General features: G+C 71.2%; 17 protein-coding genes. 7 read left to right on the top strand and 10 right to left on the bottom strand.

All coding sequences use genetic code 11. The annotated features are described in order from the left end of the window. Window positions 1-33 precede the first annotated feature (33 nt). The 3 genes from I2W78_RS14880 to I2W78_RS14890 all read right to left on the bottom strand — a co-directional run bounded on the left by I2W78_RS14880 (window position 34) and on the right by I2W78_RS14890 (window position 6,832). Window positions 34-2,865, bottom strand: a complete 2,832-nt coding sequence (locus tag I2W78_RS14880; RefSeq protein WP_196460261.1) for a protein kinase — start codon at window positions 2,863-2,865, stop codon at window positions 34-36. A gap of 183 nt (window positions 2,866-3,048) precedes the next feature. Beyond that, entirely contained in the window at window positions 3,049-5,040 is a 1,992-nt protein-coding gene (locus tag I2W78_RS14885; RefSeq protein ID WP_196464571.1) for a serine/threonine-protein kinase, read from the bottom strand. Window positions 5,041-5,125: 85 nt separating this feature from the next. Next, window positions 5,126-6,832 (bottom strand): glycerol-3-phosphate dehydrogenase/oxidase, encoded by a 1,707-nt coding sequence (locus I2W78_RS14890; RefSeq protein ID WP_196460263.1) that lies wholly within the window; start codon window positions 6,830-6,832, stop codon window positions 5,126-5,128. Between the two features lie 296 nt (window positions 6,833-7,128). Here I2W78_RS14890 and I2W78_RS14895 point away from each other — a divergent pair, with 296 nt between their 5' ends. Together I2W78_RS14895 and I2W78_RS14900 are read left to right on the top strand one after the other, a co-directional pair. Then, entirely contained in the window at window positions 7,129-8,337 is a 1,209-nt protein-coding gene (locus I2W78_RS14895) for a nucleotide sugar dehydrogenase (protein ID WP_196460265.1), read from the top strand. Window positions 8,338-8,461: 124 nt separating this feature from the next. Next, window positions 8,462-8,953, top strand: coding sequence for a hypothetical protein (locus I2W78_RS14900; RefSeq protein WP_196460267.1), 492 nt, complete (start codon window positions 8,462-8,464; stop codon window positions 8,951-8,953). 71 nt (window positions 8,954-9,024) lie between these two features. On the opposite strand, the gene I2W78_RS14905 is transcribed toward I2W78_RS14900, so the two are convergent. The 5 genes from I2W78_RS14905 to I2W78_RS14925 all read right to left on the bottom strand — a co-directional run bounded on the left by I2W78_RS14905 (window position 9,025) and on the right by I2W78_RS14925 (window position 15,375). Next, window positions 9,025-10,239, bottom strand: a complete 1,215-nt coding sequence (locus I2W78_RS14905; protein ID WP_230885458.1) for an IS30 family transposase — start codon at window positions 10,237-10,239, stop codon at window positions 9,025-9,027. A 76-nt stretch (window positions 10,240-10,315) separates the two neighbouring features. Beyond that, window positions 10,316-11,440 carry a GuaB3 family IMP dehydrogenase-related protein gene (locus I2W78_RS14910; RefSeq protein ID WP_196460269.1) on the bottom strand — a complete coding sequence of 375 codons (1,125 nt, stop codon included), beginning with the start codon at window positions 11,438-11,440 and terminating at the stop codon, window positions 10,316-10,318. A gap of 115 nt (window positions 11,441-11,555) precedes the next feature. Further along, entirely contained in the window at window positions 11,556-13,058 is a 1,503-nt protein-coding gene (guaB, locus tag I2W78_RS14915; RefSeq protein ID WP_196460271.1) for an IMP dehydrogenase, read from the bottom strand. A gap of 145 nt (window positions 13,059-13,203) precedes the next feature. Next, on the bottom strand, window positions 13,204-13,791 hold the full coding sequence (locus I2W78_RS14920; protein WP_196460273.1) for a sigma-70 family RNA polymerase sigma factor: 588 nt from the start codon (window positions 13,789-13,791) through the stop codon (window positions 13,204-13,206). A gap of 972 nt (window positions 13,792-14,763) precedes the next feature. Beyond that, entirely contained in the window at window positions 14,764-15,375 is a 612-nt protein-coding gene (locus I2W78_RS14925) for a response regulator transcription factor (RefSeq protein WP_003948568.1), read from the bottom strand. A gap of 381 nt (window positions 15,376-15,756) precedes the next feature. Here I2W78_RS14925 and I2W78_RS14930 point away from each other — a divergent pair, with 381 nt between their 5' ends. Beyond that, window positions 15,757-16,086, top strand: a complete 330-nt coding sequence (locus tag I2W78_RS14930) for a WhiB family transcriptional regulator (RefSeq protein ID WP_196460275.1) — start codon at window positions 15,757-15,759, stop codon at window positions 16,084-16,086. Between the two features lie 120 nt (window positions 16,087-16,206). Here I2W78_RS14930 and I2W78_RS14935 read toward each other — a convergent pair whose 3' ends face one another. Further along, window positions 16,207-17,103 (bottom strand): LysR family transcriptional regulator, encoded by an 897-nt coding sequence (locus I2W78_RS14935; RefSeq protein ID WP_196460277.1) that lies wholly within the window; start codon window positions 17,101-17,103, stop codon window positions 16,207-16,209. A 79-nt stretch (window positions 17,104-17,182) separates the two neighbouring features. Between I2W78_RS14935 and I2W78_RS14940 the strand changes: the two genes are divergently transcribed. The 3 genes from I2W78_RS14940 (at window position 17,183) to I2W78_RS14950 (ending at window position 20,512) form a co-directional block, all read left to right on the top strand. Further along, complete coding sequence (locus I2W78_RS14940; protein ID WP_196460279.1) at window positions 17,183-17,851, top strand: MOSC domain-containing protein; 669 nt, start codon at window positions 17,183-17,185, stop codon at window positions 17,849-17,851. Window positions 17,852-18,241: 390 nt separating this feature from the next. Beyond that, window positions 18,242-19,579 (top strand): multicopper oxidase family protein, encoded by a 1,338-nt coding sequence (locus I2W78_RS41390; RefSeq protein WP_307783695.1) that lies wholly within the window; start codon window positions 18,242-18,244, stop codon window positions 19,577-19,579. Between the two features lie 159 nt (window positions 19,580-19,738). Continuing rightward, window positions 19,739-20,512: an SDR family NAD(P)-dependent oxidoreductase gene (locus tag I2W78_RS14950; RefSeq protein ID WP_196460281.1), complete on the top strand. Its 774-nt coding sequence runs from the start codon at window positions 19,739-19,741 to the stop codon at window positions 20,510-20,512. Here the strand turns inward: I2W78_RS14950 and I2W78_RS14955 are convergent. Beyond that, a complete protein-coding gene (locus tag I2W78_RS14955; RefSeq protein WP_196460283.1) occupies window positions 20,506-23,973 on the bottom strand; it encodes a tetratricopeptide repeat protein in 3,468 nt (1,155 codons plus the stop codon). The two genes, I2W78_RS14950 and I2W78_RS14955, sit on opposite strands and share 7 nt — an antisense overlap. Before the next feature lie 122 nt (window positions 23,974-24,095). On the opposite strand from I2W78_RS14955, the gene I2W78_RS14960 reads away from it, so the two are divergent. Beyond that, window positions 24,096-24,803, top strand: a complete 708-nt coding sequence (locus I2W78_RS14960; RefSeq protein WP_196460285.1) for an ester cyclase — start codon at window positions 24,096-24,098, stop codon at window positions 24,801-24,803. The last annotated feature ends 24 nt before the right edge of the window (window positions 24,804-24,827 follow it).

The following is a 24,827-nucleotide window of genomic DNA, read 5'->3' on the forward strand; positions in this document are numbered from 1 at the left end:
AAGCAACCATGGGGCCAACTGCCCCCGACGGGGTCAGCCGGTGGCCCGGTAGGTCGCCGCCGCCTGCTCGTACAGCCGGGTCACCTGGTCCCGCTCGGCCTCCGGTCCGCGCACCTGGAGCACGTGGTAGCGCCCGTCGAGGAGCATCGCGAGATTGCGCACGAACAGGTCGCGGCCGCTGTCGTCACTCCACGTGAACTGCCCCTCGGCCATGGTCCGCCCGCCCACCTCTATGGTCTTCAGACCGGTGGAGGTCGCCCAGCTCGACTCCCGGTACGGCCGCAGTTCGGGCTCCCGCTCCCGCTGGTACGCCATCGGATCGCTGCCGTACTCGTCCGCGCCGTCCCGTCCCGGTACGACGATCAGCTCGAAGTCGCCCTGGGAGTAGACGACCTGCCCGCTGCCGTTCTTCGGCGCGCGCTGCCAGCCCTCGGCAACGGCGACACGGAAGCCCTCCGGGTCGTCGTGCAGGGTGAAGCCCTCGGCGACCTCGGCCCGCGTTCCGGTCGGCTCGTCGTCCGGCGAGTTCTGGTCGGGGCGCGGCTCGCTGCTCGCCTCCGGCGTCGGGTCGGGCGCCTGGCTGACCTGACCGGCGGCCCCGGTCCGGTCGGGGGCCGCGCCGCTGTCGCCGCTGTCGCCGCTCTCGTCGGCCTTCGGCATGAACAGCACGGCGTACGCGATCGCGCCGGCCAGCGCGAGCAGTATCAGCAGGAGCAGGGTGCGGCCGAGGCTGCGGGGGGAACGCGTCTTCTCCTTCCCCCGCTTGTGCCGCCCGTGCCGGGCGGGCAGACCGGCGCGCCGCCTGCGCACCAGCTCGCCCTTGCGGCGCACGATCGGCAGCCGGCTCGCGTCGGGCGGCGGCGCGGCGACGACATGCACGCCGGCCTCCGGCTCGGGCGCGGACCGCACCAGCGAACGCAGCCAGCCGCGCAGTTCCTCGAAGTCCAGCCGCTCGGTGGGGTCCTGGCGCAGCAGCGACTCCACGACCGGCCGCAGCGGCCCGCACTCCTCGGCGAAGGCGGGCGGCTCGGCGCACACCAGCTGCACCAGCTCGGCCGTCGACTCCTCCGGGTAGGGCGCATGCCCCTGTACGGCCCTGAAGAGCAGCGCCCCCAGCGCCCACAGGTCGGTGGCGGGACCGATGGGCGGCGCGAGCTGCCAGTTCTCGTGCACCGGCCCGGCCTGCTCCGGCGCCCACCGCTCGGTCACGGGTCCCACCACAGCCATCCGCGCCTGCCGCGCCCGCTCCGCCGCCAGCGCGGTGGCGGGGCCGCGGGGGGCCGCGGGGGTTCCGGCTACGAGGTCGTCCCAGCGGGTGCCGCTACGGCCTTGGAGTGCCGCTTCCTGAGCAGGGGCGGGTACGGCGGGGTGAACGAGGCCGTTATTGCGGGCGGCGGGCTCGATGCCCGGCCGGGCGAGGCCGTTGCTGTGGGGCGGCACGCCAGGCTGCTGGGTGAGGCCGTCGCCGTGGGGTGGCAGGCCGTGCTGCCTGAGACTGTCGCCGTGGGGCGGCAGGCCGTGCTGCCTGAGACTGTCGCCGTGGGGTGGCAGGCCGTGCTGCCTGAGACTGTCGCCGTGGGGCGGCACGCCAGGCTGGGCCAGGCCGTTGGTCTGGAGCCGTCCACTCGGCTGGACCAGGCCGTCGCCGTGGGGCGGCAGCGCAGGCTGCGTGAGGCCGTTGCCCTGGTGCGGTACGCCCTGCCGCGCCGGGCCGCCGCTCTGGGACTGCCCGTTGTTCCCGACCCCGGTGTTGCGCGGCTCCGCGCCATGCCAGGGCGTGGCGCGTACGCCGTACGGGTCGGCTATCTGGCCCGGCGGGCCGCCCTGGGGCCCGCCCGTGTACGACGGCTGCTCCCTGCCGCCCTCGGATGCGGGGCGGGCGCCGGGCAGGGCAGCGCCGCCGCTCTGCTGGGCCTCCTGGACCCGGGCCGCGGCCCGCGCCCCTGCCCGGTACGCGGCGATCGCCCCGGCCCGTGCCGCCCGGATGTCCCCGCCGGACTCCTGCGCCCGGCGCGCCAGCGCGGCCGAACCTCCCACGCCGCCCGTCGCGTCCGCACCCGGCACCGCCAGCCCTCCGGCCGCCCGCGCCTCGATGGCCGCCCGCCGGGCAGCCTCGGGATCGCCGCCACTGAGCCCGTTCGGACCATGACCCTCGGCAGAGCCGCCCGCTCCGAACGTCCCCCTGGCCGCTCCCAGGCCCCCGGCAGCCCCGCCGTCGTCGCCGCCACCGTCGTCGTACAGCGGCGCCGGCACCGGGTCGTACCCGCACAACGCTTCCTCCGCCGCCCCCACCGCCAGGCCGGTCAGCATGACCCGCCCGTCGTCGCAGACCAGCACTGTCCGCGCGGTGATGTTCCGGTGCACCCAGCCGTGCGCGTGCAGCACCCGCAGCGCCGTCAGCACGTCGGAGGCGACCTCGGCCGCCCGATACGGCGTCAGCGGCTGCTCGGCGAGCAGCGCGGCCAGCGGTCGCGCCGCCACCAACTCGCTCACCACCCACAGCGACCCGCCCTCGGCGAACACGTCGAAGACCTGGTCGAGCCGCGGATGGTCAGGGATCGCGGCAGCGGCCTGGGCGGCCTCCACCGCACGCCGTACCGCCGGATCCGTGGGCCGCCGAACCGCCCCCGCGCGCCCGGTCGACGGCCGCCGCGCCGCACGCTCACGCGCCGTGAACCCCTCGGGCAGCCCCTCCGCGTCGAGCACCTCCGCCTCGACGACCTCCGGCAACGGCACCTGCCGGACCAGGACTTCCTGCCCGCTGTAGGTGTCGAAGGCCCGGGTCTCCGTGAGTTCGTACTCGTCGGAGGGCGGCAGCGGCAGGCGGTAGCGGTCGGCGAGTACCCGCCCCGCATAGTCGTCCACGTTGCCTCCCCCGGCCGCCCGGTGGTCAATTCCGTTCGTGTGGCGCCCCGTTCCGGATGCGTTCCCGATGCGTACGGTTCGCAACCACTCACGATACGTGCCGGAGGCAACCCGCACGGAGGGATGGGGAGATCTCACGAGATCCCATGGGACGCCCTGCGCGGGGCCAGCGCCCCGGCCCGGTCACGCCTTCGGTTTGAAGGTGCTGGTCAGCGTCCGCCACGTGGACTTGCGCAGTTCGCCGTCCCACGCCGCGGCCTTCGCCGTGTACATCAACGCATAGCCCTGATGGTCGTTGACGACGAACCCCCGGTCGATCGTCCGGTACTTCGTACCTCCGTCGACATAGGTGAACTCCCAGTCGGCCGTGTTCCAACCGCGGTAGTCCACCTCCTCTATTCGGATCCGGTCGTACTGCGAGCGCGTCATGTAGCGCTCCTGGTTCTTCCAGTCCTGCACGGGGTCGTCCTTGGGCGTGGCGGTCCAGGCGATGAGCAGTTTCTGCCCGTTGGGCCCGGTGAACCGGTCACCTGCCGCGTCCGACGAACCGTACTTCCAGCCCTTGGGCAGTCCTATGGAGTAGCCCTGGCCGCCCTGGTACGTCTTCTCCGCGGCGGAGCCGTCCGAGGAGTCCCCGGCGTCCGAGGAGTTGTCCGACGAGCCGTCCGACTCCTGGTCGCCGTCCCCGGCCGCCGCCCCGCCACTGGCGCTGGGCGTGTTGCCCGGCGTGGACCCCGCCGATGCCGACGCCGACGCCGCACCGTCGGTGTGGGCGCCGCCGTCGTCGGACCTGGTGTCGGCGCTCTCGCTCGCCCCGGCGGCCGTCTTGTCGCCGCCCCGGGACTGGTTGGACCCGTCGTCGCCCGAGTTGAGCGCCACGGCCAGCACGACACCGAGCACGGCGAGCACCACGACCACCGCGATGACCACCAGCGTCCGCCGGGGCACCACGTCGGTGAGCGGCGCCCTCGGCACCGGCCGCGGCGGCAGGTCCGGCGGCGTCATCACGGGCCATCCGGAACTCCGGCCGCCAGACGCGCTCTTCGTACCGGACTCCGGCGCGGACACAGCGGTCGTACGCCCCGCGTCCCCGCCCGATGTATCCCCGCTCCCGGACGTCGTACGAGCTGCCGCCGCCGCGCCCGTGGCCACCGCGGCCTTGCGGGCCGACGGCAACGCCCCGCGCAGCCGGTCACCCCCTTCGCGGCTCTCGCCGCCCGCCGAACTCCTCTTCTTCGCGGGCGCGTCCGGCTGTGGGGGCAGCGGCACGACCTTGGTCGCGTCCGCCGGCTCGGCCGTCTTCGGGTCGGGCGCGTTGATCACGCCGTTGAGCAGGGCCCGGGCGCCGGCGTCGTCGAGGCGCTTCTCGGGGTCCTTGGTGAGCAGCCCGTAGATGACGTCCTTGAGCGGGCCGGCGTTCTTCGGCTCCTCCAGCGGCTCGGTCATCACCGCGGTGAGCGTGGCGATCGCGGAGCCCTTGTCGTACGGCGGGACACCCTCGACCGCCGCGTACAGCAGACCGCCGAGCGACCACAGGTCGGCGGCCGGGCCGGGCTTGTGGCCGCGGGCGCGCTCGGGGGAGATGTAGGAGGGCGCGCCGACGAGCATGCCGGTGGAGGTGATGGACGGGTCGCCCTCGACCTGGGCGATGCCGAAGTCGGTGAGCACGACCCGGCCGTCGTCGGCGATCAGCACGTTCGACGGCTTCACGTCGCGGTGCAGGATGCCCTCGCGGTGCGCCGAGCGCAGTACGTCGAGGACGGCGAGGCCGACCTCGGCGGCGCGCCGGGGCTGAAGCAGGCCGTCCTCGCGGATGACTTCGGCGAGGGACTTGCCCTCGACGAGTTCCATCACGATCCATGGCCGGTCGTCCTCGTCGACCACGTCGAAGACCGTCACCGCGCTGGTGTTGCGGATCCGCGCGATGGCCTTGGCCTCGCGCAGGGTGCGCGTGATGAGCCGGCGCTTCTCGTCCTCGTCGATGTTGGTCGGGAACCGCAGCTCCTTGACGGCGACCGTCCGGCCGAGGGTCTCGTCCTCGGCGCGCCACACCGTGCCCATGCCGCCGCGGCCCAGCACGTCTCCCAGCCGGTACCGCCCGGCGAGAAGACGCTGCTCGTTCTTGTCCTGACGAGTGTCCTGACGGGATGTCCCCGCCCGCTCCGCCTCCGACATGCGTCCCCTCATGCAACCCGCCCTGACAGAGCCTCCATTGTCCCTCACCCGACAAGTGGCTCACGCCCAGGGTGCCCCCACGCTCCTACAACGGCACGATGTCCGGCGCCCCCAGCCTCGCCGCGTCCGCCGTGAGGTCGTCCGGCTGGCGCTGCGACTCCCGCTCGGCCTCGACCCGCTTCTCGTAGTGCTGGACCTCGCGCTCGATCTGGTCCTTGTCCCAGCCCAGCACGGGCGCCATCAACTCGGCGGCCTCGCGGGCACAGCGGGTGCCCCGGTCGAAGGTCTCTATGGAGATCCGGGTGCGCCGCGTCAGGACGTCGTCCAGGTGCCGCGCGCCTTCGTGCGAGGCCGCGTACACGACCTCGGCGCGCAGATAGTCGTCGGCGCCCGTGAGCGGCTCGCCCAGCGAGGAGTCCGCGGCGATGAGGTCGAACAGTTCCTCGGCCATGGACCCGTACCGGTTCAGCAGGTGTTCGACGCGCACCACATGGAGGCCGGTGCGCGCGGCGATCCGCGCCCGCGCGTTCCACAGCGCCCGGTACCCCTCCGCACCGAGCAGCGGTACGTCCTCGGTGACGCACTCGGCGACCCGCAGATCCAGCCCGTGCACCGCCTCGTCGACCGCGTCCTTGGCCATCACCCGGTACGTCGTGTACTTGCCGCCCGCCACCACGACCAGCCCCGGCACCGGGTGCGCGACGGTGTGCTCGCGGGACAGCTTGCTGGTGGCGTCCGACTCGCCGGCGAGCAGCGGCCGCAGACCGGCGTACACACCCTCGACGTCGTCCCGTGTCAGCGGCACCGCGAGCACCGAGTTCACATGCTCCAGCAGATAGTCGATGTCGGCGCTGGACGCGGCGGGGTGCGCCTTGTCGAGGTCCCAGTCGGTGTCGGTGGTGCCGATGATCCAGTGCCGGCCCCAGGGGATGACGAACAGCACGGACTTCTCGGTGCGCAGGATCAGCCCGGTGGTGGAGTGGATGCGGTCCTTGGGCACGACGAGGTGGATGCCCTTGGACGCCCGGACGTGGAACTGCCCCCGCTCCCCCACCATCGCCTGGGTGTCGTCGGTCCACACGCCGGTGGCGTTGACGATCTGCTTGGCGTGGATCTCGTACTGCCCGCCGCCCTCGACGTCCTGCACCCGGGCCCCGACCACGCGCTCGCCCTCGCGCAGGAAACCGGTCACCCGCGCCCGGTTGGCCGCCTTCGCCCCGTACGACACCGCCGTACGCACCAGCGTGGCGACGAACCGGGCGTCGTCCATCTGGGCGTCGTAGTACTGCAAAGCGCCGACCAGCGCGTGCTTCTTCAGTGCGGGTGCCACGCGCAGGGCCTGATGGCGGCTCAGGTGCCGATGTACGGGCAGGCCTCGTCCGTGTCCGCGGGCCATCGACATGGCGTCGTAGAGCGCGACGCCCGAACCGGCGTACAGCCGTTCCCAGCCCTTGTGCTGCAAGGGGTAGAGGAAGGGCACCGGCTTCACCAGATGCGGCGCCAGCCGCTCCAGTAGCAGGCCGCGCTCCTTCAGCGCCTCGCGGACGAGGCCGAAGTCGAGCATCTCCAGGTAGCGCAGGCCGCCGTGTATGAGTTTGCTGGACCGGCTCGATGTGCCCGACGCCCAGTCACGCGCCTCGACCAGGCCTGTCGACAGGCCGCGGGTCACGGCGTCCAGCGCGGTGCCCGCGCCGACCACTCCGGCGCCCACGACCAGCAGGTCCAGTTCCCGCTCGGCCATCGCCGCGAGCGACTCGGCGCGCTGCGCCGGCCCCAGTGTCCCTGTCCTCACCGCTGCCTCCCGGTCATCGCCTCGCGTCGGCCGCACCCGTCGGGCGAGGCCCGGTCCACATCCCCCACGCTCAAAGTCTGACCGTGTCGTCCGACTTCAGCCACCACACACCCCCGAGCCTGTGGACAACCTGCACGGACACGGACGGCCACGGCCGGACACGGGCGCGGACACGAGCATGGGCGATACCACAAATCGGTCATATTTACCCCTAGTCTGACATTGCGCGCGCTCATCCTGTCCACAGGGCTTGCGCACCTGTCGCGCTTCGGTTACTGGGAAGGACGGCCCACGCCATGCCCGCAGATCTCGCCGTCATCGGACTCGGCCCGCTCGGCCTGCCGCTGGCCCAGGCCGCAGTCGCCGCCGGGATCCCCACCGTCGGCTACAAGACCGGTCCCGAGCCCGGCTCGCTCAGCCCCGCCGAACTGCGCCGGATGCTCTCAGGGGGCTTCCGGCACGCCGCGGGCCCGAGCGAGCTCGGCCGGGTGCGCACCGCGGTCATCTGCGCCCCGACCCCCAGAAGCGCGGACGGCGGGCTGGACCTGAGCCAGGTGGAGGCGGCCGCCCGCACCCTGGCCGCGCGGCTGCGCCCGCACACCACGGTCATCCTGGAATCCCCCGTGTACCCGGGCACGACCGAGGAATTCCTCCGCCCGCTGCTCGAAGAGGGCTCACGGCTGCGCGCCGGCCGCGACTTCCACCTCGCCTACTCCCCCAGCCGCGTCGACCCCGGCAACCGCGACTTCACCCCGGCCAACACGCCCAAGGTGATCGGCGGCCTCACCCCCGCCTGCACCGAGTCGGCCGCCGCCTTCTACGGCCGCCTCTCCGACAAGGTCGTACGCGCGCGTGGCACCCGTGAGGCCGAGACCGTGCAGCTCCTCGAAACCAACTACCGGCACGTCAACATCGCCCTGGTCAACGAAATGGCCGTCCTGTGCAACGACTTGGGCGTCGACGTGTGGGACGTCATCCGCTGCGCGGAGACCAAGCCGTTCGGCTTCCAGGCCTTCCGCCCCGGCCCCGGCGTCGGCGGCCACACCGTCCCGCAGGACCTGACCGGCCGCGCGGGCCGCGGCCTGCGCATGGTGGAACTTGCCCAGCAGGTCAACAGCCGCATGCCCCGGTACGTCGTCCAGCGCGCCGCCACCCTCCTCAACGAGCACGGCAAGTCGGCCCGCGGCGCGCGCGTGCTGCTCCTCGGCGTCACCTACAAGCCCGACCTCGCCGACCAGCAGGCCACCCCGGCGCAGGAGATCGCGTTCCGCCTGATGGAGCTCGGCGCCGCCGTCAGCTACCACGACCCGCACATCCCGTCCTGGAGCATCCTCGACCGCCCGGTCCCCCGCGCGGACTCCCTGTACGAGACGGCGGCCGAGGCCGACCTCACGATCCTGCTCCAGAACCACCGCACCTACGACCTGCAAGGCCTGTCGGTGAAGGCGCAGCTTCTGCTCGACACCCGGGGCACGACTCCGACCGGGGCGGCGCACCGGCTCTGACCCGCCGGTGCGCGGGGAATTCGCTGGTGGAGCGGGCCGGCGCGCCTGTTACTCTTCGGCGTCCCCATCGCACGCCCGTACGGGGACACCGCTCATTCATCAGTCCCGTGGGGGGATTCCTGTCATGACCCAGTCAGTTCCGCCGCAGTCTGCCGACGGCAACCCGTTCGCCCAGCAGCCGGCCCCCGTCCCGCCGGCGCCCCCCGCGCCCGCGCGGGGCAACCTCGCCCTCGGTGTGGTCACCGCCGTCGTCGTGGCCCTGGTCACCGCCGGTGTCTACGGCGCCGTCGTCGGCGCCACCGAGTACGAGATCGGCTACGCGGCCATCGGCGTCGGTTTCCTCATCGGTTTCGGCGCCGGCAAGGTCGGCGGGGCCAACCCGGTGCTCCCCGTGCTGAGCGCCCTGCTGTCCCTGGGCGCCGTCTACCTCGGTCAGCTCATCGGCACCGCGATCCTCAGCGCCGACATCGTCGGCGTCTCCGCGACCACGATGTTCACCGAGCACCTGGACCTGCTGATGGAGGCCTGGCAGGAGACCGCCGACGCGATGACGTTCCTGTTCCTCGCCATCGGCGCGTTCGCCGCGTTCTCCGGCGCCAAGAAGGCGGCCGCGTAGGCAGGCAGGCCGAAGGGCCCGTCCACCGCTCGGTGCTTTCTAGGGGTCGTCGCAACACGTGGTCGTGTTGATCAGGCCGCGAGCAGTTTATGCAGGCGCTCGGCTGGGGTTTCCCAGCCGAGCGTTTTGCGTGGGCGACCGTTGAGTTCGGCGGCCACGGCGTCCAGGTGCTTGCGGGTGTGGACCGAGAGGTCGGTGCCCTTGGGGAAGTACTGCCGCAGCAGGCCGTTGGTGTTCTCGTTGGAGCCTCGCTGCCAGGGGCTGGCCGGGTCGCAGAAGTAGACCGGGATGCCGGTGGCGACGGTGAACGCGCCGTGGGCGCCCATCTCGCTTCCCTGGTCCCAGGTCAGGGACCGTGTGAGGTGCGAGGGCAGGGTCTGGACCGTGGTGACCAGCACGTCCCGGACGCTCTCGGCGCCGTGGTCGCCGGGCAGGTGCAGGAGCATGACGTAGCGGGTGGCGCGCTCGACCAGGGTGCCGATGGCCGACTTACCGTCCTTGCCGATGATGAGGTCGCCTTCCCAGTGGCCGGGCACGGCCCGGTCTTCCGCTTCGGCGGGCCGTTCGCTGATCATCACCATGGGGGTGGAAAACCGTGGCTGGCGCTGCTGGGCCTGGCGACGCGGCTTGCGCCGGGCGCGACCGGTCCGCAGGGCGCGGGCCAGCTCACGGCGCAACTCTCCGCGTCCTTGGACGTAGAGAGCCTGGTAAACCGTCTCGTGGACCACATGCATCTCCGGCCGCTCGGGCAACTGTGCCCGCAGAGCCTGGCAGATCTGCTCCGGACTCCACCGTAGATGCAGGTGGTCCTGGATGAAGTCCCGCAGCTCACGGTTCCGGCTGATCTTTCCCGGCTTGGGGCGGGGCCGGCGGGCATCGGCGCGGGCCTGGGCGGCGTGCGGCCGGTACTGGCCGTTGCCCGGATGCCGGTTACGGCGGATCTCGCGGCTGACGGTGGACGGGCTACGGCCCAGCTCGGCCGCGATCGCCCGGAGCGTGGCCTTCTCCCGCAGCCGGTCAGCGATGTAGATCCGGTCGGCCTCACGCAGATACCGGGACGGACCAGAAGGCGGCACCACCGCGTTGATCGGTGGTGCCGCCTTCTGCCTACGGTCGGCGCTGCGGCCGTTACGCCACTTTCTGCCGGTCCGCTCGTCGATACCGACCAGCCGGCAAGCTTCCTTGTTGCTGTAGCCCTGTTGCACGAGCCGGGAGTATTCCGTCCGCTCCCGGCTCAGCTTCACAGGCCCCTGAGCCGTCCGGTCCCCACGAATCTCGAAGTCCATTGCCACCCCTGAACTGGGGTGTTGCAACGACCACTAGAACTGAAGCTCGGTGGACGGGCCCTTTCGTGTCGTACGGCTATCGGCGGTGCTGCGAGTCCGCCACCGTCACCTCGACCCGCTGGAACTCCTTGAGCTCGCTGTAGCCGGTGGTGGCCATGGCGCGGCGCAGGGCGCCGAAGAGGTTCATCGAGCCGTCCGGGGTGTGGGACGGGCCGGTGAGGATCTCCTCGATGGTGCCGACCGTGCCGAGGTCGACCTTCTTGCCCCGCGGCAGCTCCTCGTTGACGGCCTCCATGCCCCAGTGGTTGCCCTTGCCGGGGCCGTCCGTCGCGCGCGCGAGCGGGGAGCCCATCATCACCGCGTCGGCGCCGCAGGCGATCGCCTTGGGCAGGTCGCCGGACCAGCCGACACCGCCGTCCGCGATCACATGCACATACCGGCCGCCGGACTCGTCCATGTAGTCCCGGCGGGCCGCCGCCACGTCCGCCACCGCCGTGGCCATCGGCACCTGGATGCCCAGTACGTTGCGCGTGGTGTGCGCGGCGCCGCCGCCGAAGCCGACCAGGACGCCCGCCGCGCCGGTGCGCATCAGGTGCAGGGCGGCGGTGTAGGTGGCGCAGCCGCCGACGATCACCGGGACGTCGAGCTCGTAGATGAACTGCTTCAGGTTCAGCGGCTCGTGCGAGGACGAGACGTGCTCCGCCGAGACCGTCGTACCGCGGATGACGAAGATGTCCACGCCCGCGTCCACCACCGCCTTGGAGAACTGCGCCGTGCGCTGCGGCGAGAGCGCCGCCGCGGTGACCACGCCCGAGTCGCGCACCTCCTTGATGCGCGCGCCGATCAGCTCCTCCTTGATGGGGGCCGCGTAGATCTCCTGCAGCCGGCGCGTGGCGGACTCGGCCGGCAGCTCGGCGATCTCGTCGAGCAGCGGCTGCGGGTCCTCGTACCGCGTCCACAGCCCCTCGAGGTTCAGCACGCCCAGGCCGCCGAGCTCGCCGATGCGGATCGCCGTGGCCGGCGAGACGACCGAGTCCATGGGGGCGGCCAAGAAGGGCAGCTCGAAGCGGTAGGCGTCGATCTGCCAGGCGATCGAGACCTCCTTCGGGTCCCGCGTACGGCGGCTGGGGACGACGGCGATGTCGTCGAAGGCGTACGCCCGGCGGCCGCGCTTGCCGCGCCCGATCTCGATCTCAGTCACGTGTGTGGCCTTTCCCTGATGCGTTTCAGCGCCTTCCAGTATCCCCGACGGGTACGACAAGGGCGGCCCCGGAACCCGGGACCGCCCCTGAGCAGGCCTCACGCGCGCGCGTGCGTCACTTGCTGCTGTAGTTCGGCGCCTCGACCGTCATCTGGATGTCGTGCGGGTGGCTCTCCTTCAGGCCCGCCGAGGTGATGCGGACGAAGCGGCCCTTGGACTCCATCTCCGCGACGGTGGCCGCACCCACGTACCCCATGGTCTGGCGCAGACCGCCGACGAGCTGGTGCAGCACGTTGGCCAGCGGACCGCGGTAGGGCACCTGGCCCTCGACGCCCTCGGGCACGAGCTTGTCGTCGGAGGAGACCTCCGCCTGGAAGTAGCGGTCCTTCGAGTACGACCTGCCCTGGCCGCGGGACTGCATGGCGCCCAGCGAGCCCATGCCGCGGTACGACTTGAACTGCTTGCCGTTGATGAAGAGCAGCTCGCCCGGCGACTCCTCACAGCCGGCGAGGAGGCTGCCCAGCATCACCGTGTCGGCGCCGGCGGCCAGCGCCTTGCCGATGTCGCCGGAGTACTGCAGGCCGCCGTCACCGATCAGCGGGATGCCCGCGGGGCGGGCCGCGAGGGAGGCCTCGTAGATGGCGGTGACCTGCGGGACACCGATACCGGCCACGACGCGGGTGGTGCAGATCGAGCCGGGGCCGACACCGACCTTGATGCCGTCGACACCGGCGTCGATGAGGGCCTGGGCGCCGTCGCGGGTGGCGACGTTGCCGCCGATCACGTCGATGTTCACGCTCGACTTGATCTTCGACATCCAGCTGAGGGCGTTGCTGTTGTGGCCGTGCGAGGTGTCGACGACGAGGAAGTCCACACCGGCGGCGGCGAGCGCCTGGGCACGCTCCAGCGCCTCGGGGCTGGCGCCCACGGCGGCACCGACGAGCAGGCGGCCCTCGGCGTCCTTGGCGGCGTTCGGGTACTTCTCCGCCTTGACGAAGTCCTTGACCGTGATCAGGCCCTTGAGCACGCCCTCGTCGTCGACCAGCGGCAGCTTCTCGATCTTGTGCTTGCGCAGCAGCTCCATGGCGTCCACGCCGGAGATGCCGACCTTGCCGGTGACCAGCGGCATCGGCGTCATGACCTCGCGCACCCGGCGGGCGCGGTCGGTCTCGAAGGCCATGTCACGGTTGGTGACGATGCCGAGCAGCTTGCCGGCCGGGTCGGTGACCGGGACGCCGCTGATGCGGAACTTGGCGCACAGCGCGTCGGCCTCGGCGAGCGTGGCGTCCGGGTGCACCGTGATCGGGTCGGTGACCATGCCCGACTCCGAGCGCTTCACCAGGTCGACCTGGTTGACCTGGTCCTCGATGGACAGGTTGCGGTGCAGTACACCGACGCCGCCCAGACGGGCCATCGCGATCGCCATGCGCGACTCGGTGACCTTGTCCATGGCGGCGGACAGGAGCGGAATGTTGACCCGGACATTGCGGGAGATCCGGGACGAGGTGTCGACCGCGTTGGGGAGCACCTCGGATGCGCCCGGCAGCAGCAGCACGTCGTCGTAGGTCAGCCCGAGTGTCGCGAATTTTCCGGGCACTCCGTCGACGTTGGCAGTCATGACACCTTCCCCAAATGGCCTTGCTCGGTGCGGATGTCCATGCTAACGGGAAGCACGGCTCTCACATTCCACGGTTGTGAACGGCCGAGGGCTTCGTATGTTCGTACGGAACACCGCGCGTTCCTGTTCATCCGCCGGACCCCGCCTACTGTTCGGCCAGCGCCCGCAGTCTGCTCAGCGCGCGGTGCTGGGCCACCCGGACCGCGCCGGGTGACATTCCCAACATCTGGCCGGTCTCTTCCGCCGTGAGGCCCACCGCGATGCGCAGCAGGAGCAGCTCGCGCTGGTTCTCGGGCAGGTTGGCCAGCAGTTTCTTGGCCCACTCGGCGTCACTGCTGAGCAGCGCTCGCTCCTCGGGGCCGAGCGAGTCGTCCGGCCGCTCGGGCATCTCGTCGGACGGGACCGCCGTCGAGCCGGGGTGTCGCATGGCCGCCCGCTGGAGGTCGGCGACCTTGTGGGCGGCGATGGCGAAGACGAAGGCCTCGAAGGGGCGCCCGGTGTCCCGGTAGCGCGGCAGCGCGAGCAGGACGGCGACGCAGACCTCCTGGGCCAGGTCCTCGACGAAGTGGCGCGCGTCCCCCGGGAGGCGGGACAGCCGGGTGCGGCAGTAGCGCAGCGCCAGTGGGTGGACATGGGCGAGCAGGTCGTGCGTGGCCTGCTCGTCTCCGTCGACCGCGCGATGGACGAGCGCACCGATCGCCCCTTGGGCAGTGGCCGCCTCGTCGTCACGCATCGGTCCATGGTGCCCTGCGGCCGGATGCTCCGCGGCACTGCCTCCGTTGTTGTGCACCGAAGCGTTATGAGCAGGTGCGCCGGAAGTCATCCCCTGCGCCCTCCCCTTCCGCTCGACCGACTCGTCCCCGAGGAACTCCACACCTCAAGGATGCGGCATCCGCGCCGAAACGAGCAGCGACCATCCGCCGGCCCCCGTCACCGGCCCGCCCCACGGCGGGGTACGCCGCCGGGTCCGGGCCCCTCGTACGCCCCCTGTGACCACGCACGACGGCACTCCAGGGACCGCGCCCGCACAAACGCCCGTAACCCGGCTCACACGCCCCGGAATCTCCGCACACGCGGCCCTGAACCCGGACAACCGCCCCACCGAAACACCCGACGCAGACCCGAGGAGCCACCGCCCGACCGAAACACCCGACGCAGACCCGAGGAGCCGCCGCCCCACCCACACGCCCGACGCAGACCCGAGGAGCCGCCGCCCCACCCACACGCCCGACGCAGACCCGAGGAGCCGCCGCCCCACCCACACGCCCGACGCAGACCCGACGGGCCGCCGCCCCACCCACACGCCCGACGCAGACCCGACGGGCCACCGCCCCACCCACACACCCGACGCAGACCCGACAGACCCCGGGCCCTCCCACACGCCCGACGCAGACTGGACAGCCCCCAAGCACGCCCGCCCGCCCTGCACGGACCGAACAGGCCACCGGCGCATCCCCGCGCCCGACACAGACGCCACGCCACGTGGGCTTGCGCTTGCACGCGCGCCCGGCGCCGCCATCACCCACCGTCGGCCCCTGAACGCCTCCGGACGGAACACCGCCGCCCGTCGGCCCGCCCACGCACCCGGGCCAGGCGCGGGCCCGGCAGGGAGGGGGTACCCCCATCGTGTCGCCTCCTCCCCCACCCGAGCGGGGGCTCATCGCCGCCCCCGCTCACCGGGACACGCGGCAGCACCACGGCAGCGTCAGCGCACCAGGCCCCAGCGGAAGCCGAGCGCCACCGCGTGCGCCCGGTCCGAGGCGCCGAGCTTCTTGAACAGGCGGCGAGCGTGGGTCTTGACGGTGTCCTCGGAGAGGAACAGCTCGCGACCGATCTCGGCGTTGGAGCGGCCGTGGCTCATGCCCTCCAGAACCTGGATCTCACGCGCGGTGAGCGTCGGCGCGGCCCCCATCTCGGCGGAGCGCAGCCGACGCGGGGCGAGCCGCCAGGTCGGGTCGGCGAGCGCCTGCGTGACGGTGGCCCGCAGCTCCGCGCGGGAGGCGTCCTTGTGCAGGTAGCCGCGGGCGCCGGCGGCGACCGCGAGGGCCACACCGTCGAGGTCCTCGGCGACGGTGAGCATGATGATGCGCGCACCGGGGTCGGCGGACAGCAGCCGCCGCACCGTCTCGACGCCGCCCAGTCCGGGCATGCGTACGTCCATCAGAATGAGGTCCGAGCGGTCGGCACCCCAGCGGCGGAGGACTTCCTCGCCGTTGGCCGCCGTCGTCACGCGCTCGACACCGGGCACGGTCGCGACCGCGCGGCGGAGCGCCTCTCGGGCAAGCGGGGAGTCGTCGCAGACGAGGACGGAAGTCATGGCCGCCCTCCGCAGCTGATGCGCGTCACCTTGAGCCTCCAGGCTGGTACGAAATCGTCACCTGTGCGGTCGACCGTCTCGGACGCCTGCCCGAGCGCTTGTGTTTTCAACCGCCTCCGCACTCTCAACGACGGTCACTCGAAAGAGTTACGGGGCTGTGTGCCGTCTTCGGCACTCTACGTGAGGGTGCGCACACGGTGCAGACATGCACAGCAGACCCTCAACCTTTCATCACAACCTATGCCCCATTTAGACCCATTTCTTCCCATCTAGTGGTGTCTGAGGCTAGATTCGCAATGAGTCATATTTTCATCTCCTTAGATCGTAGATGTACGGTCGTGGGCACCGTATCCGCTCAGAACGGCTACAAGGGGTCACACAATGGCAGATTTCTCCCGCCTTCCCGGACCGAACGCGGACTTGTGGGACTGGCAGCTCCTGGCTGCCTGTCGCGGGGTGGACAGCTCGCTGTTCTTCCATCCGGAGGGCGAGCGAGGGGCGGCCCGGAGCGCTCGCGAGAACTCGGCCAAAGAGGTCTGTATGAGGTGCCCGGTCCGCGCACAGTGCGCGGCACACGCGCTGGCGGTGCGCGAACCGTACGGCGTGTGGGGCGGGTTGACCGAGGACGAGCGCGAGGAGCTCATGGGGCGGGCACGCCACCGCCTGGTGTCAGCGTCGACGACGGGCGGAAACGCCGCCTCGAACACGTGAAGGAACGTTTCTCCAACGGGCATGCGCACGCGTGCCCTTGTCTTTGACCACGGGTGTCTTCGAACTACGGGGTACTACAGCCTTTGGCTACGGGGTACCACCCAGGACTACCGAGCGTGACTACCTGGCCGCCGCCCACGCCAGCTGATCCAGCGTCGCCCGCACCGCCGGCACCTGCGCCAGATCGGGCAGCGTCAGCGCGACGATCTCCCTTCGCACCGCCGGTTCCAAGGTCACCGCCCGCACCCCCCGGGGCCGTACGGACTCGATCGCCAGCTGCGGCAGGACCGCCACGCCGAGTCCGGCACCCACCAGGCCGACCACGGCCGGATAGTCGTCGGTGGCGAAGTCGATGCGGGGCGTGAAACCGGCTCCCGCGCACACCTCGATCAACTGACCCCGGCAGCGCGGGCAGCCCGCGATCCACGGTTCGTCGGCGAGTTCACCGATGGCCACGGACTGGGACCGCGCGAGCCGGTGCCGTTCGGGCACGAGCCCCACCAGCCGGTCGGTCAGCAGCGGCCGTACGACGAGGTCGTCCCACTCCTCGGCGCCCGCCGCTCCCTCGTAGCGGAAGGCGAGCGCGACATCGCAGTCTCCGGCCCGCAGCTTGTCGACGGAGTGGGGCGGCTCGGACTCCTCCAGGGAGACGCGGGTGCCGGGGTGCGCGGCGCGCAGGGCCGCGAGGGCGGTCGGTACGAGTGTGGAGCTGCCGCTGGGGAAGGACACGAGCCGGACCCGTCCGGCGCGCAGTCCGGCGATCGCGGCGACCTCCTCCTCGGCGGCCGTGAGCCCGGCGAGGATGCCTGAGGCATGCCGGACGAGCGCCTCGCCGGCCTGCGTCAGCCGCATCTCGCGTCCGGTGCGCACCAGGAGGGGCGTCCCCACGGACGCCTCCAGCGCCTTCATCTGCTGACTGACGGCGGGCTGGGTGCAGCCCAGCTCGCGCCCCGCCGCGGAGAAGGAGCCGGTGGCGGCGACGGCACGCAGGACGCGCAGATGACGGGCCTCGATCACCCTCCAAGCATAAGCGAGCCTTGGATACGGCGGCGAATAATGCGTCGACGCTTTGATTTTTGTCGCCTACCGTGCCGCCATGAAGCTTCTGACGGTGAACCTGGGCCGCGCCCAGGCCGTTCCCTACACCGACCACCCCGACGGCGTGACCGGGATCGACAAGCGGCCCGCGGAAGGGGCCGTTCGGGTGACGGCGCCCGGCCCGAAGGGGATCGGGGCGAGCGGGCTGGCCGGGGACGCGGTGTGCAGCACCCGGCACCACGGCGGGAACGACCAGGCCGTGTACGCGATGGCGCGCGAGGACCTCGACGCCTGGGAACGCGAGCTGGGGCGTCCGCTGACCAACGGCTGCTTCGGCGAGAACCTCACGACGTCGGGCGTCGACGTCTCCGGCGCGCTGATCGGCGAGCGCTGGCGGATCGGCCGGGACGTCGTGCTGGAAGTCACCTCCGGGCGGATACCGTGCCGGACCTTCCAGGGTCATCTGGGAGAGCGGGGCTGGGTCAAGCGGTTCACGGAGCGGGGCGCGCCGGGGGCGTATCTGCGGGTGATCGCGTCGGGGGAGGTCCGGGCGAGCGACCCGATCGAGATCGTTCACCGTCCGGACCACGACGTGACGGTGGCCCTGCAGTTCCGCGCGGTCACGACGGAGCGGGCGTTGCTGCCACGGCTGCTGGCGGCGGGCGAGGCCCTGCATCCGGAGGCGTGGGACGCGGCGCGGAAGTACGCGGAGAAGTACGGCTCCTGACGACCCGTCAATCACCTGTGGCCCAGGCGCCGCACGCCTCCTAGGGGAAACTCCCGGAGGACGGGCCAGGGTCGGGTCGGGGTGGGGCGGGGGGCGTCCCGGATGTTCCACGGGGTCGCGGCGAGGACGCTCGAAGCATGAATCTTCGCAGGTCCGGTGGCACGCCTCGGCGTGCGTCCCGTCTCAGGCGGGTGCTCATCGTCCTCGGCACGGTCGTGACCGTAGTCGCCGTGACGATCGGCGGGTTGTTCGCATGGCTGTGGGCCGACGCCCCGGTCAGTACGGTCGGCAAGGCGTCGTTCGACAACGCGCTCGCGATACCGCCGCTCGCCAAGTCGCGCGTCGACAAGGACGGCACGCGCGTCTTCGACCTGCGTATGCAGGCGGGGCGTGACCGAGTTCGAGGCGGGGCGGAAGACCCCGACGTGGGGCTTCAACGGCTCCTACCTCGGCCCGACCCTGCGCGCCGAGCGCGGCGAGAAGGTCCGCGTGCGCATACGGAACGGACTTGACGAGGCGTCGAGCGTGCACTGGCACGGCATGCACCTGCCCGCGGAGATGGACGGCGGCCCGCACCAGGAGATCCCCGCCGGCGGCACCTGGAGCCCGCGGTGGACGGTGGACCAGCCGGCCGCCACGCTCTGGTACCACCCGCATCCGCACGGCGCGACCGAGGACCACGTACGGCGGGGCCTGGCAGGCATGTTCATCCTCGACGACGAGAAGTCGGCGCGCCTGGCGCTGCCGAAGCGGTACGGCGTGGACGACCTGCCCGTCGTCGTGCAGGACGTGCGCTTCGACGGCGCCCGGCTCGACGGCGGACGCGGCTTCCTGCAGAACGTGGGCTTCCTCGGCGACCGGACGATGGTCAACGGCACACTGCGTCCCCACCGTGAGGTCACCGACGAGCTGATACGGCTGCGGCTGCTGAACGCCTCCACGGCCCGCACCTACGCCTTCGGCTTCCCGGACGACCGTTCCTTCTCACTGGTCGGCACGGACGGGGGACTGCTTCAGCGGCCGGTGTCCCTGGAGCGGGTGCAGCTGTCGCCGGGCGAGCGGGCCGAGATCGTCGTGCGGATGCGGGCGGGTGAGCGGGTGATGCTGCGCAGCTTTCCGCAGGACAACTACGGGGACGGCTGGCAGCGGCGGTTCGGCGGGGGTGACGACTCCTTCGACGTGCTGGAGCTGCGGGCGGCCGGGCGGCTTCGGCCCTCTGCGGAACTGCCCTCGAGGCTGGGCCGATTGGAGATACCCGACGGCGCGGACGCGGTGCGGGGCCGGTTCTTCGATTTGAAGCGGTCCGGGATCAACGGGCGGGCGATGGACATGGGGCGGGTCGACGAGACGGTCACGCGCGGGACGACGGAGGTGTGGACGGTCCGCAACGACAACGGGATGCCGCACAACTTCCACGTGCACGACGTCCAGTTCAGGGTGCTGGAGGTGAACGGCGCGGCACCGCCGCCCGCCCTGCGCGGTCCGAAGGACACGGTGTTCGTGCCGCACGGGACGACCGTGAAGCTGGCGTTGCGCTTCACCGGGCCGGCCGATCCGGACACGCCGTACATGTACCACTGCCATCTGCTGTACCACGAGGACGAAGGGATGATGGGTCAGTTCGTGGTGGTGGACAGGGGACAACGGGCGGGTACGCCGTCGCGGCACGCGGGGCCCGGCAACGACCATGCGCGGACGGGCGTGGGCGGCGCCCATGAGCACGGTTGAGCGCGCGTGTCCGAGCCCCACTCGAACGCTCCGTGCGAGTCCCCCGTCGGCCCCCCTCTACAAGCCCCACCCCAAGCCCCCCGCAAACCCACGGCAATCCCCCGACAATCCCCCATACGGAGATCAGCCGCGCACAGTCCGGGTCACTACCCTTGGCCCATGACAACGGCTCTGATTACGGGATCGACCGCGGGAATCGGCGCCGCGTTCGCGCGGCGGCTGGCGGCTGACGGGCACAACCTGGTGTTGGTGGCCCGGGACACCAAGCGGCTTCGGGAGCAGGCGACCGAGCTGCACGACCGGCACGGCATCGAGGCTGAGGTGCTGACGGCGGACCTGGCGACGGACGACGGCATCGAGGCGGTGGCCGACCGGCTGGGCGACCGCAAGAACCCCGTCGACCTGCTGATCAACAACGCCGGCTTCGGCAACAAGGGCCGCTATCTCGACGTGCCCATGGCCGACGAGCTGAAGATGCTCAAGGTGCACTGCGAGGCGGTGCTGAAGCTGACGTCGGCGGCGACCGAGGCGATGCGGGAGCGGGGACGCGGGGGTGTCGTGAACGTCGCCTCGGTCGCGGCTTTCCTCCCCCGTGGCACGTACGGCGCGTCCAAGGCCTGGGTCGTCCAGTTCACCCAGGGCGCGGCCCGCGACCTGGCGGGCACCGGCGTGCGGCTGATGGCGCTGTGCCCCGGTTTCGTCCGCACCGAGTTCCACCAGCGGGCCGGCATGGGCACGGACAACATCCCGAGCTGGATGTGGCTCGACGCGGACAAGCTGGTCGCGGCGGCGCTCTCGGATCTGGCACGGGGCAAGACGCTGTCCATTCCGGACCCGCGGTACAAGGCCATCATGGGCGTGGTGAAGGTGGCGCCACGGGGCCTGCTGGGCGGGGTCAGCTCCCGGGCGGGGCGGAAGTACGGGCCTCAGTAAAGCGCCTCGCTGCTCTCCGGCACCGCCTCCGACCAGCCCTGATCGGACCGGTCGACTGCGTCGATCACCAAGCCGGCCATGGTCGGGTCGATGGCGAGCAGTTCGGCGAGGCACTGCGGCCACCACCCGTAATGCAGAGCCAGGGACAGATGGAGACCGGACCTGGTGGGGGGCACGGTACGAGCGATGGCCAGGTGCGCGCGGGCGGCCTCTCGTCCCGTGATCCGCCCGGCCAGGGCTTCCGCCCGCGCCAGTTCCCGGTGCTCCACATAGGCCTCGACGAGGTCGGCCCGTGCCGTGGCCTGAGCCGAGGGCCGCAGGACCCTGTCCACGAGCGCCTCGGCACGGGCGAAGTCGCCGAGCGCGACCATGGCACGGACGAGAGCGCCCACCTTCTCGCGAGTGACCGTGGCCGTTTCGCCGAGGACTTCCGCGTCTCCGAGCTGAGCCCGGGCCGCCGAGACGTCACCGCCGCGAGCCATGGCCCGGGCCAGGGCGGCGGCGGCCCGCGCCGACGGTCTGTACCGAGCGAGTGCCTGTGCCCGCGCCGTGCACTCCTGTGCCCTGGCGGAGTGCCCGACCTCGTGCAGTGCATACGCGATCTCCGCCAAGGCCCATGCCTCGTACTGCGGCTCTGCGTATCGGGCCAGGTCGACAGCCCGTTCGAACTCTCCTGCGGCTGTCAGGGATACGGCCACAAGAGCGGGAAGCCGGCTTCGGTTGAGCTTCAGTGGGGTGCGGGCCGCCCGTTCCGCGTCCTCGAACCTGCCGACCGCGATCATCGACTGTGCTGTCTCCGCCCAGATCCGCTCCTGGCTTCGGCCGTTCCCGGCTCCCTCTGCCAGCAGTTCGGCACGGGGAAAAAGGCCTGCGTCGGCCAGCGCTCGGGCAAACGCGGCGTTCAGTTGCTCCCGCCCCGGTTCGCCGAGTGCCCAGCGGTTCAGTACCGCCTTGAAGTCCTCCTCAACACCTTCCAGCAGCGACCGCGCCTCCTCGACGCATCCCGCGCCGGACAGCGCCCGCGACACGGCGGCGACGACACGCAGTTTGGCCGGGGTGCTCACCGAGCGCCGGGCCAGGTCCTCCGCGTCGCTGAGAACCTCGCGGGCCCGGTCGCGCAAACCGTTCGCAGCCAGTTCCACGGAAATACGGACCAGGGGGTCGATGGGACCGTCGTCCTTCGCCAGAATGCGGCCGATCTGCAGAGCCTCGTCGACCTGCCCCGCACGGATCATGGCCAGAGCCAGAGCCAGGAGGGCGCGGGAGAGACCGCGGTCCTCCGTGATCAGCCGAGCGACAACAAAGGCCCCGTCCAGATCGCCTTGGCCGCACAGGGCCACGACGATGTCTGCCGCGCCCTCGGAAAGGTCGGGCCCGACGGGCAGGAGGCGCAGCAGTGACCTGGCGTCGTCGGTGTGTCCGTATCGGGCGCTCTCGCCCGCCATTCTCGAAATCAGCGCGTACCGCCGCTCGTCAAGAGTCACCTCCTTCACCATGTCCAAGGCGTGCTCCAGCGCGTTGGCCGCGGCAAGCCCCGGAAGCAAGTCCTCCAGCCGCACCTGGCCGTGGGCAGCGAGCGCGTCTTCGATCAGAATCCGCGCCCGGTCATCGTCCTTCCGTCGGCTCAGGACGGCCGCGAGCCGCAGCAGCGCCACTTTCCGGACTGTCGGCGCCACGGCGCTTCTGGCGACGGACTCGGCGTCGGCCACGTGTCCGCACTCGGCGAGAGCGGGGGCCAGATGGATCGGCGCCTGCGCGGACATTCCCAGGGCCTCGACCATCGCTGCGATCCGACCGACTTGCCCTGCCTCCACGAGTGTCGTGACGACCTGGTGGGCGAGGTCCGGGTCAATCCGTGGTCGCTCGAGAGTCGTCGCCAGTTCCTCGGCACGCGCGTAGTGGCCCGCCCGCAGCAGCGCCGGCACGATCCGCACGAGGAGTCGATCACGCGCCGCGTCGTCCGCCTCGTCACGGGCCACTGCTTCGGCTTCGGCCAGCACTCGGGCGGCCTCTTCCCCGGCGAGCCGCTCCCCCACGGCGGCCAACGCGAGGGCTCGCTCGCCCTTGTCCGGTAATCCGCGGGCCAGGGCCTCGCCCCGGCTCTGCTCTCCGACGGACACCCAGGCCGCCGGAATCGCGGATGTCATCTTCGAAATGCGCTCCTCGAGCGCGTTCCGGCGGATCGCCAGTGTCAGCATGTCGTGGAGGCGTTCACCGCCCTGCTCGATGATCAGCTCGCTCGCCACCTGGATTTCGGCCAGAGCGAGGCCGTCGCTGCCCGAGGCGTGCAGAAGGCGCTCCTGCCGATCAGGGTCCGTCGCGCACTGGACCAACCGATCGACATCCTGGTGCTCGCGCAGCATGTGAACGTACCCGTGGAGCAGGTAGTCCGGGGTTTCGGACGGCCAGGACTTCTCTCGGTACTCGTCGTACCAGGCGTGCAGTCGGCTTCGGTACCGGCCGACCTCCGAGGAGCCCAGCATGTCCGCCGCCTGCTCCTGCAGTTCGTCATGCGCGAGCAGGTACACCTCGGGCACGGAACGACCGGCGAAAGGGGTCTTGCGCACCATGAACGTCCGCCCCGCCCTGGTCGTCAGGACGTCCCGGACTCCGTACGGGGTCTCTGCGGAGAGGTGAGCGAGGTCGGTGGCCGTCAGGCCGGCCCCGGCGGCCACGACGAACCCCAGGAGATCCCGGCACATTCGGCTCTCGGCCAGGAGTCCCTTCAACTCCCGTTCGGCCTCGGCCCGGATCGCCTGGGCGTACGGCGATGGCGTGAGGGTTCGCATGTACTGCGGGTCCCGTAGCGGGTGATCGTCCGGCACATCACTCGGCAGCGGTGGATTGAGCCGTCCGGTCACGATGACCCGCATCCCCGACTCCAGGCGCGTCGGCAGAATGCCCGCGATGCTGTGCGCGTCGGGCCCCGTGGTCACGCCACGGTCCTCGTCCAGACCGTCGACCAGCAGAACCAGCCGTTCCCCGCGTTCCCTGCACACCCGTGCCGCCTGGTCGTACAGGCGCAACAGGTGTGCGTCTCGCGTGGCTTCCGTGAGATGAGCCGGGAGGCGGTCTTCCGCCAGCTCGGCGAGCTGCTCCAGGACGACGTCGCCGTACGCGACCACATCGTTCTGTGCGCGCTGCCGTGCTGTGACGAAGAACGGCACGATGCGTACGCCCGGCGGAGGATGCAGCGCGAACCACGCCATCAGCGCGGTCTTGCCCGCCCATGCCCCCGCCCGCCACCAGGCGTATGCCGGGCCGGACTTCGTGGTGCAGAAGTGTGCGAGGTCATGTAGCTCTTCGTCGCGACCGACGAGTTCACGCGGCGCGATACGGCGTACGTGCTCCCAGTACGCCGAGCGCACCGGAGAGGCGATGTGGATCTGGTTGTGGTCGCCGGTGACCGCCACACCGATGTCGCCGCCCGCCGAGACAGACTGTTTCCCCCGCGCCTGCATGCCGACATGGTCCCAAACGATCGTCTGCGGCACTCCGGATTGCTCCGGCGCGGAGGAGAACCAGGGGCCCATACCCCACTAAAATTGGCATATCACCCGACCGGGGGGCCGGAGGTGGCGCCATGACGTTTGTGCAGGTCATCGACTGCAAGACCAGCCGGTTCGAGGAGTTGGACCGGTTGATGGACGCATGGGTCGAGAAGACCAAGGGGAAGCGGACGGCGACGCACAGTGTGATCGGGAAGGACCGGTCCGACGCCTCGCACTTCATCGAGATCGTCGAGTTCCCGTCGTACGAAGAGGCGATGCGGAATTCGAATCTTCCGGAGACGGATCGGATCTTTCACGAGATGGTCGCGCTGTGCGACGAGATGCCGACCTTCACGGACCTGGACGTGGTGCGCGACCAGCAGTTGTTCAGTGCCACGGTGCGGCGGTACTTCGAGCTGATGGCGACGCCCGGGGAGCTGCCGCCGCTCGACGAGGTGATGGGCGAGCACTATCACGATCACGACCCGGCGAGTGTGGAGGACGTGATCGGGATGGATCATGTCCGGCGCGAGTTGCGGGTGTGGCGGGACGGCTTCGACTTCGAGTTCAGCATCGAGGATCTGATCGCCGAGGGTGACCGGGTGTGTGCGCGGTGGTTCTGGAAGGGCACGCACAAGGGCGAGTTCCTGGGGATTCCGGCCACCGGGAAGGACGTCTCCATGACGGGGACGACCGTGTTCCGGTGCGGTGGGGACGGAAAGCTCGTCGAGGGCTGGTGGGAGTACGACCGGCTGGGGCTGATGGAGCAGCTGGGGATGTTCGAGGAGCTGGAGAAATAGGGCAGGGGGTCACCGGAAGGCCCG

The sequence above is a fragment of the Streptomyces spinoverrucosus genome (assembly GCF_015712165.1).
Classification (GTDB): Bacteria; Actinomycetota; Actinomycetes; order Streptomycetales; family Streptomycetaceae; genus Streptomyces; species Streptomyces spinoverrucosus_A.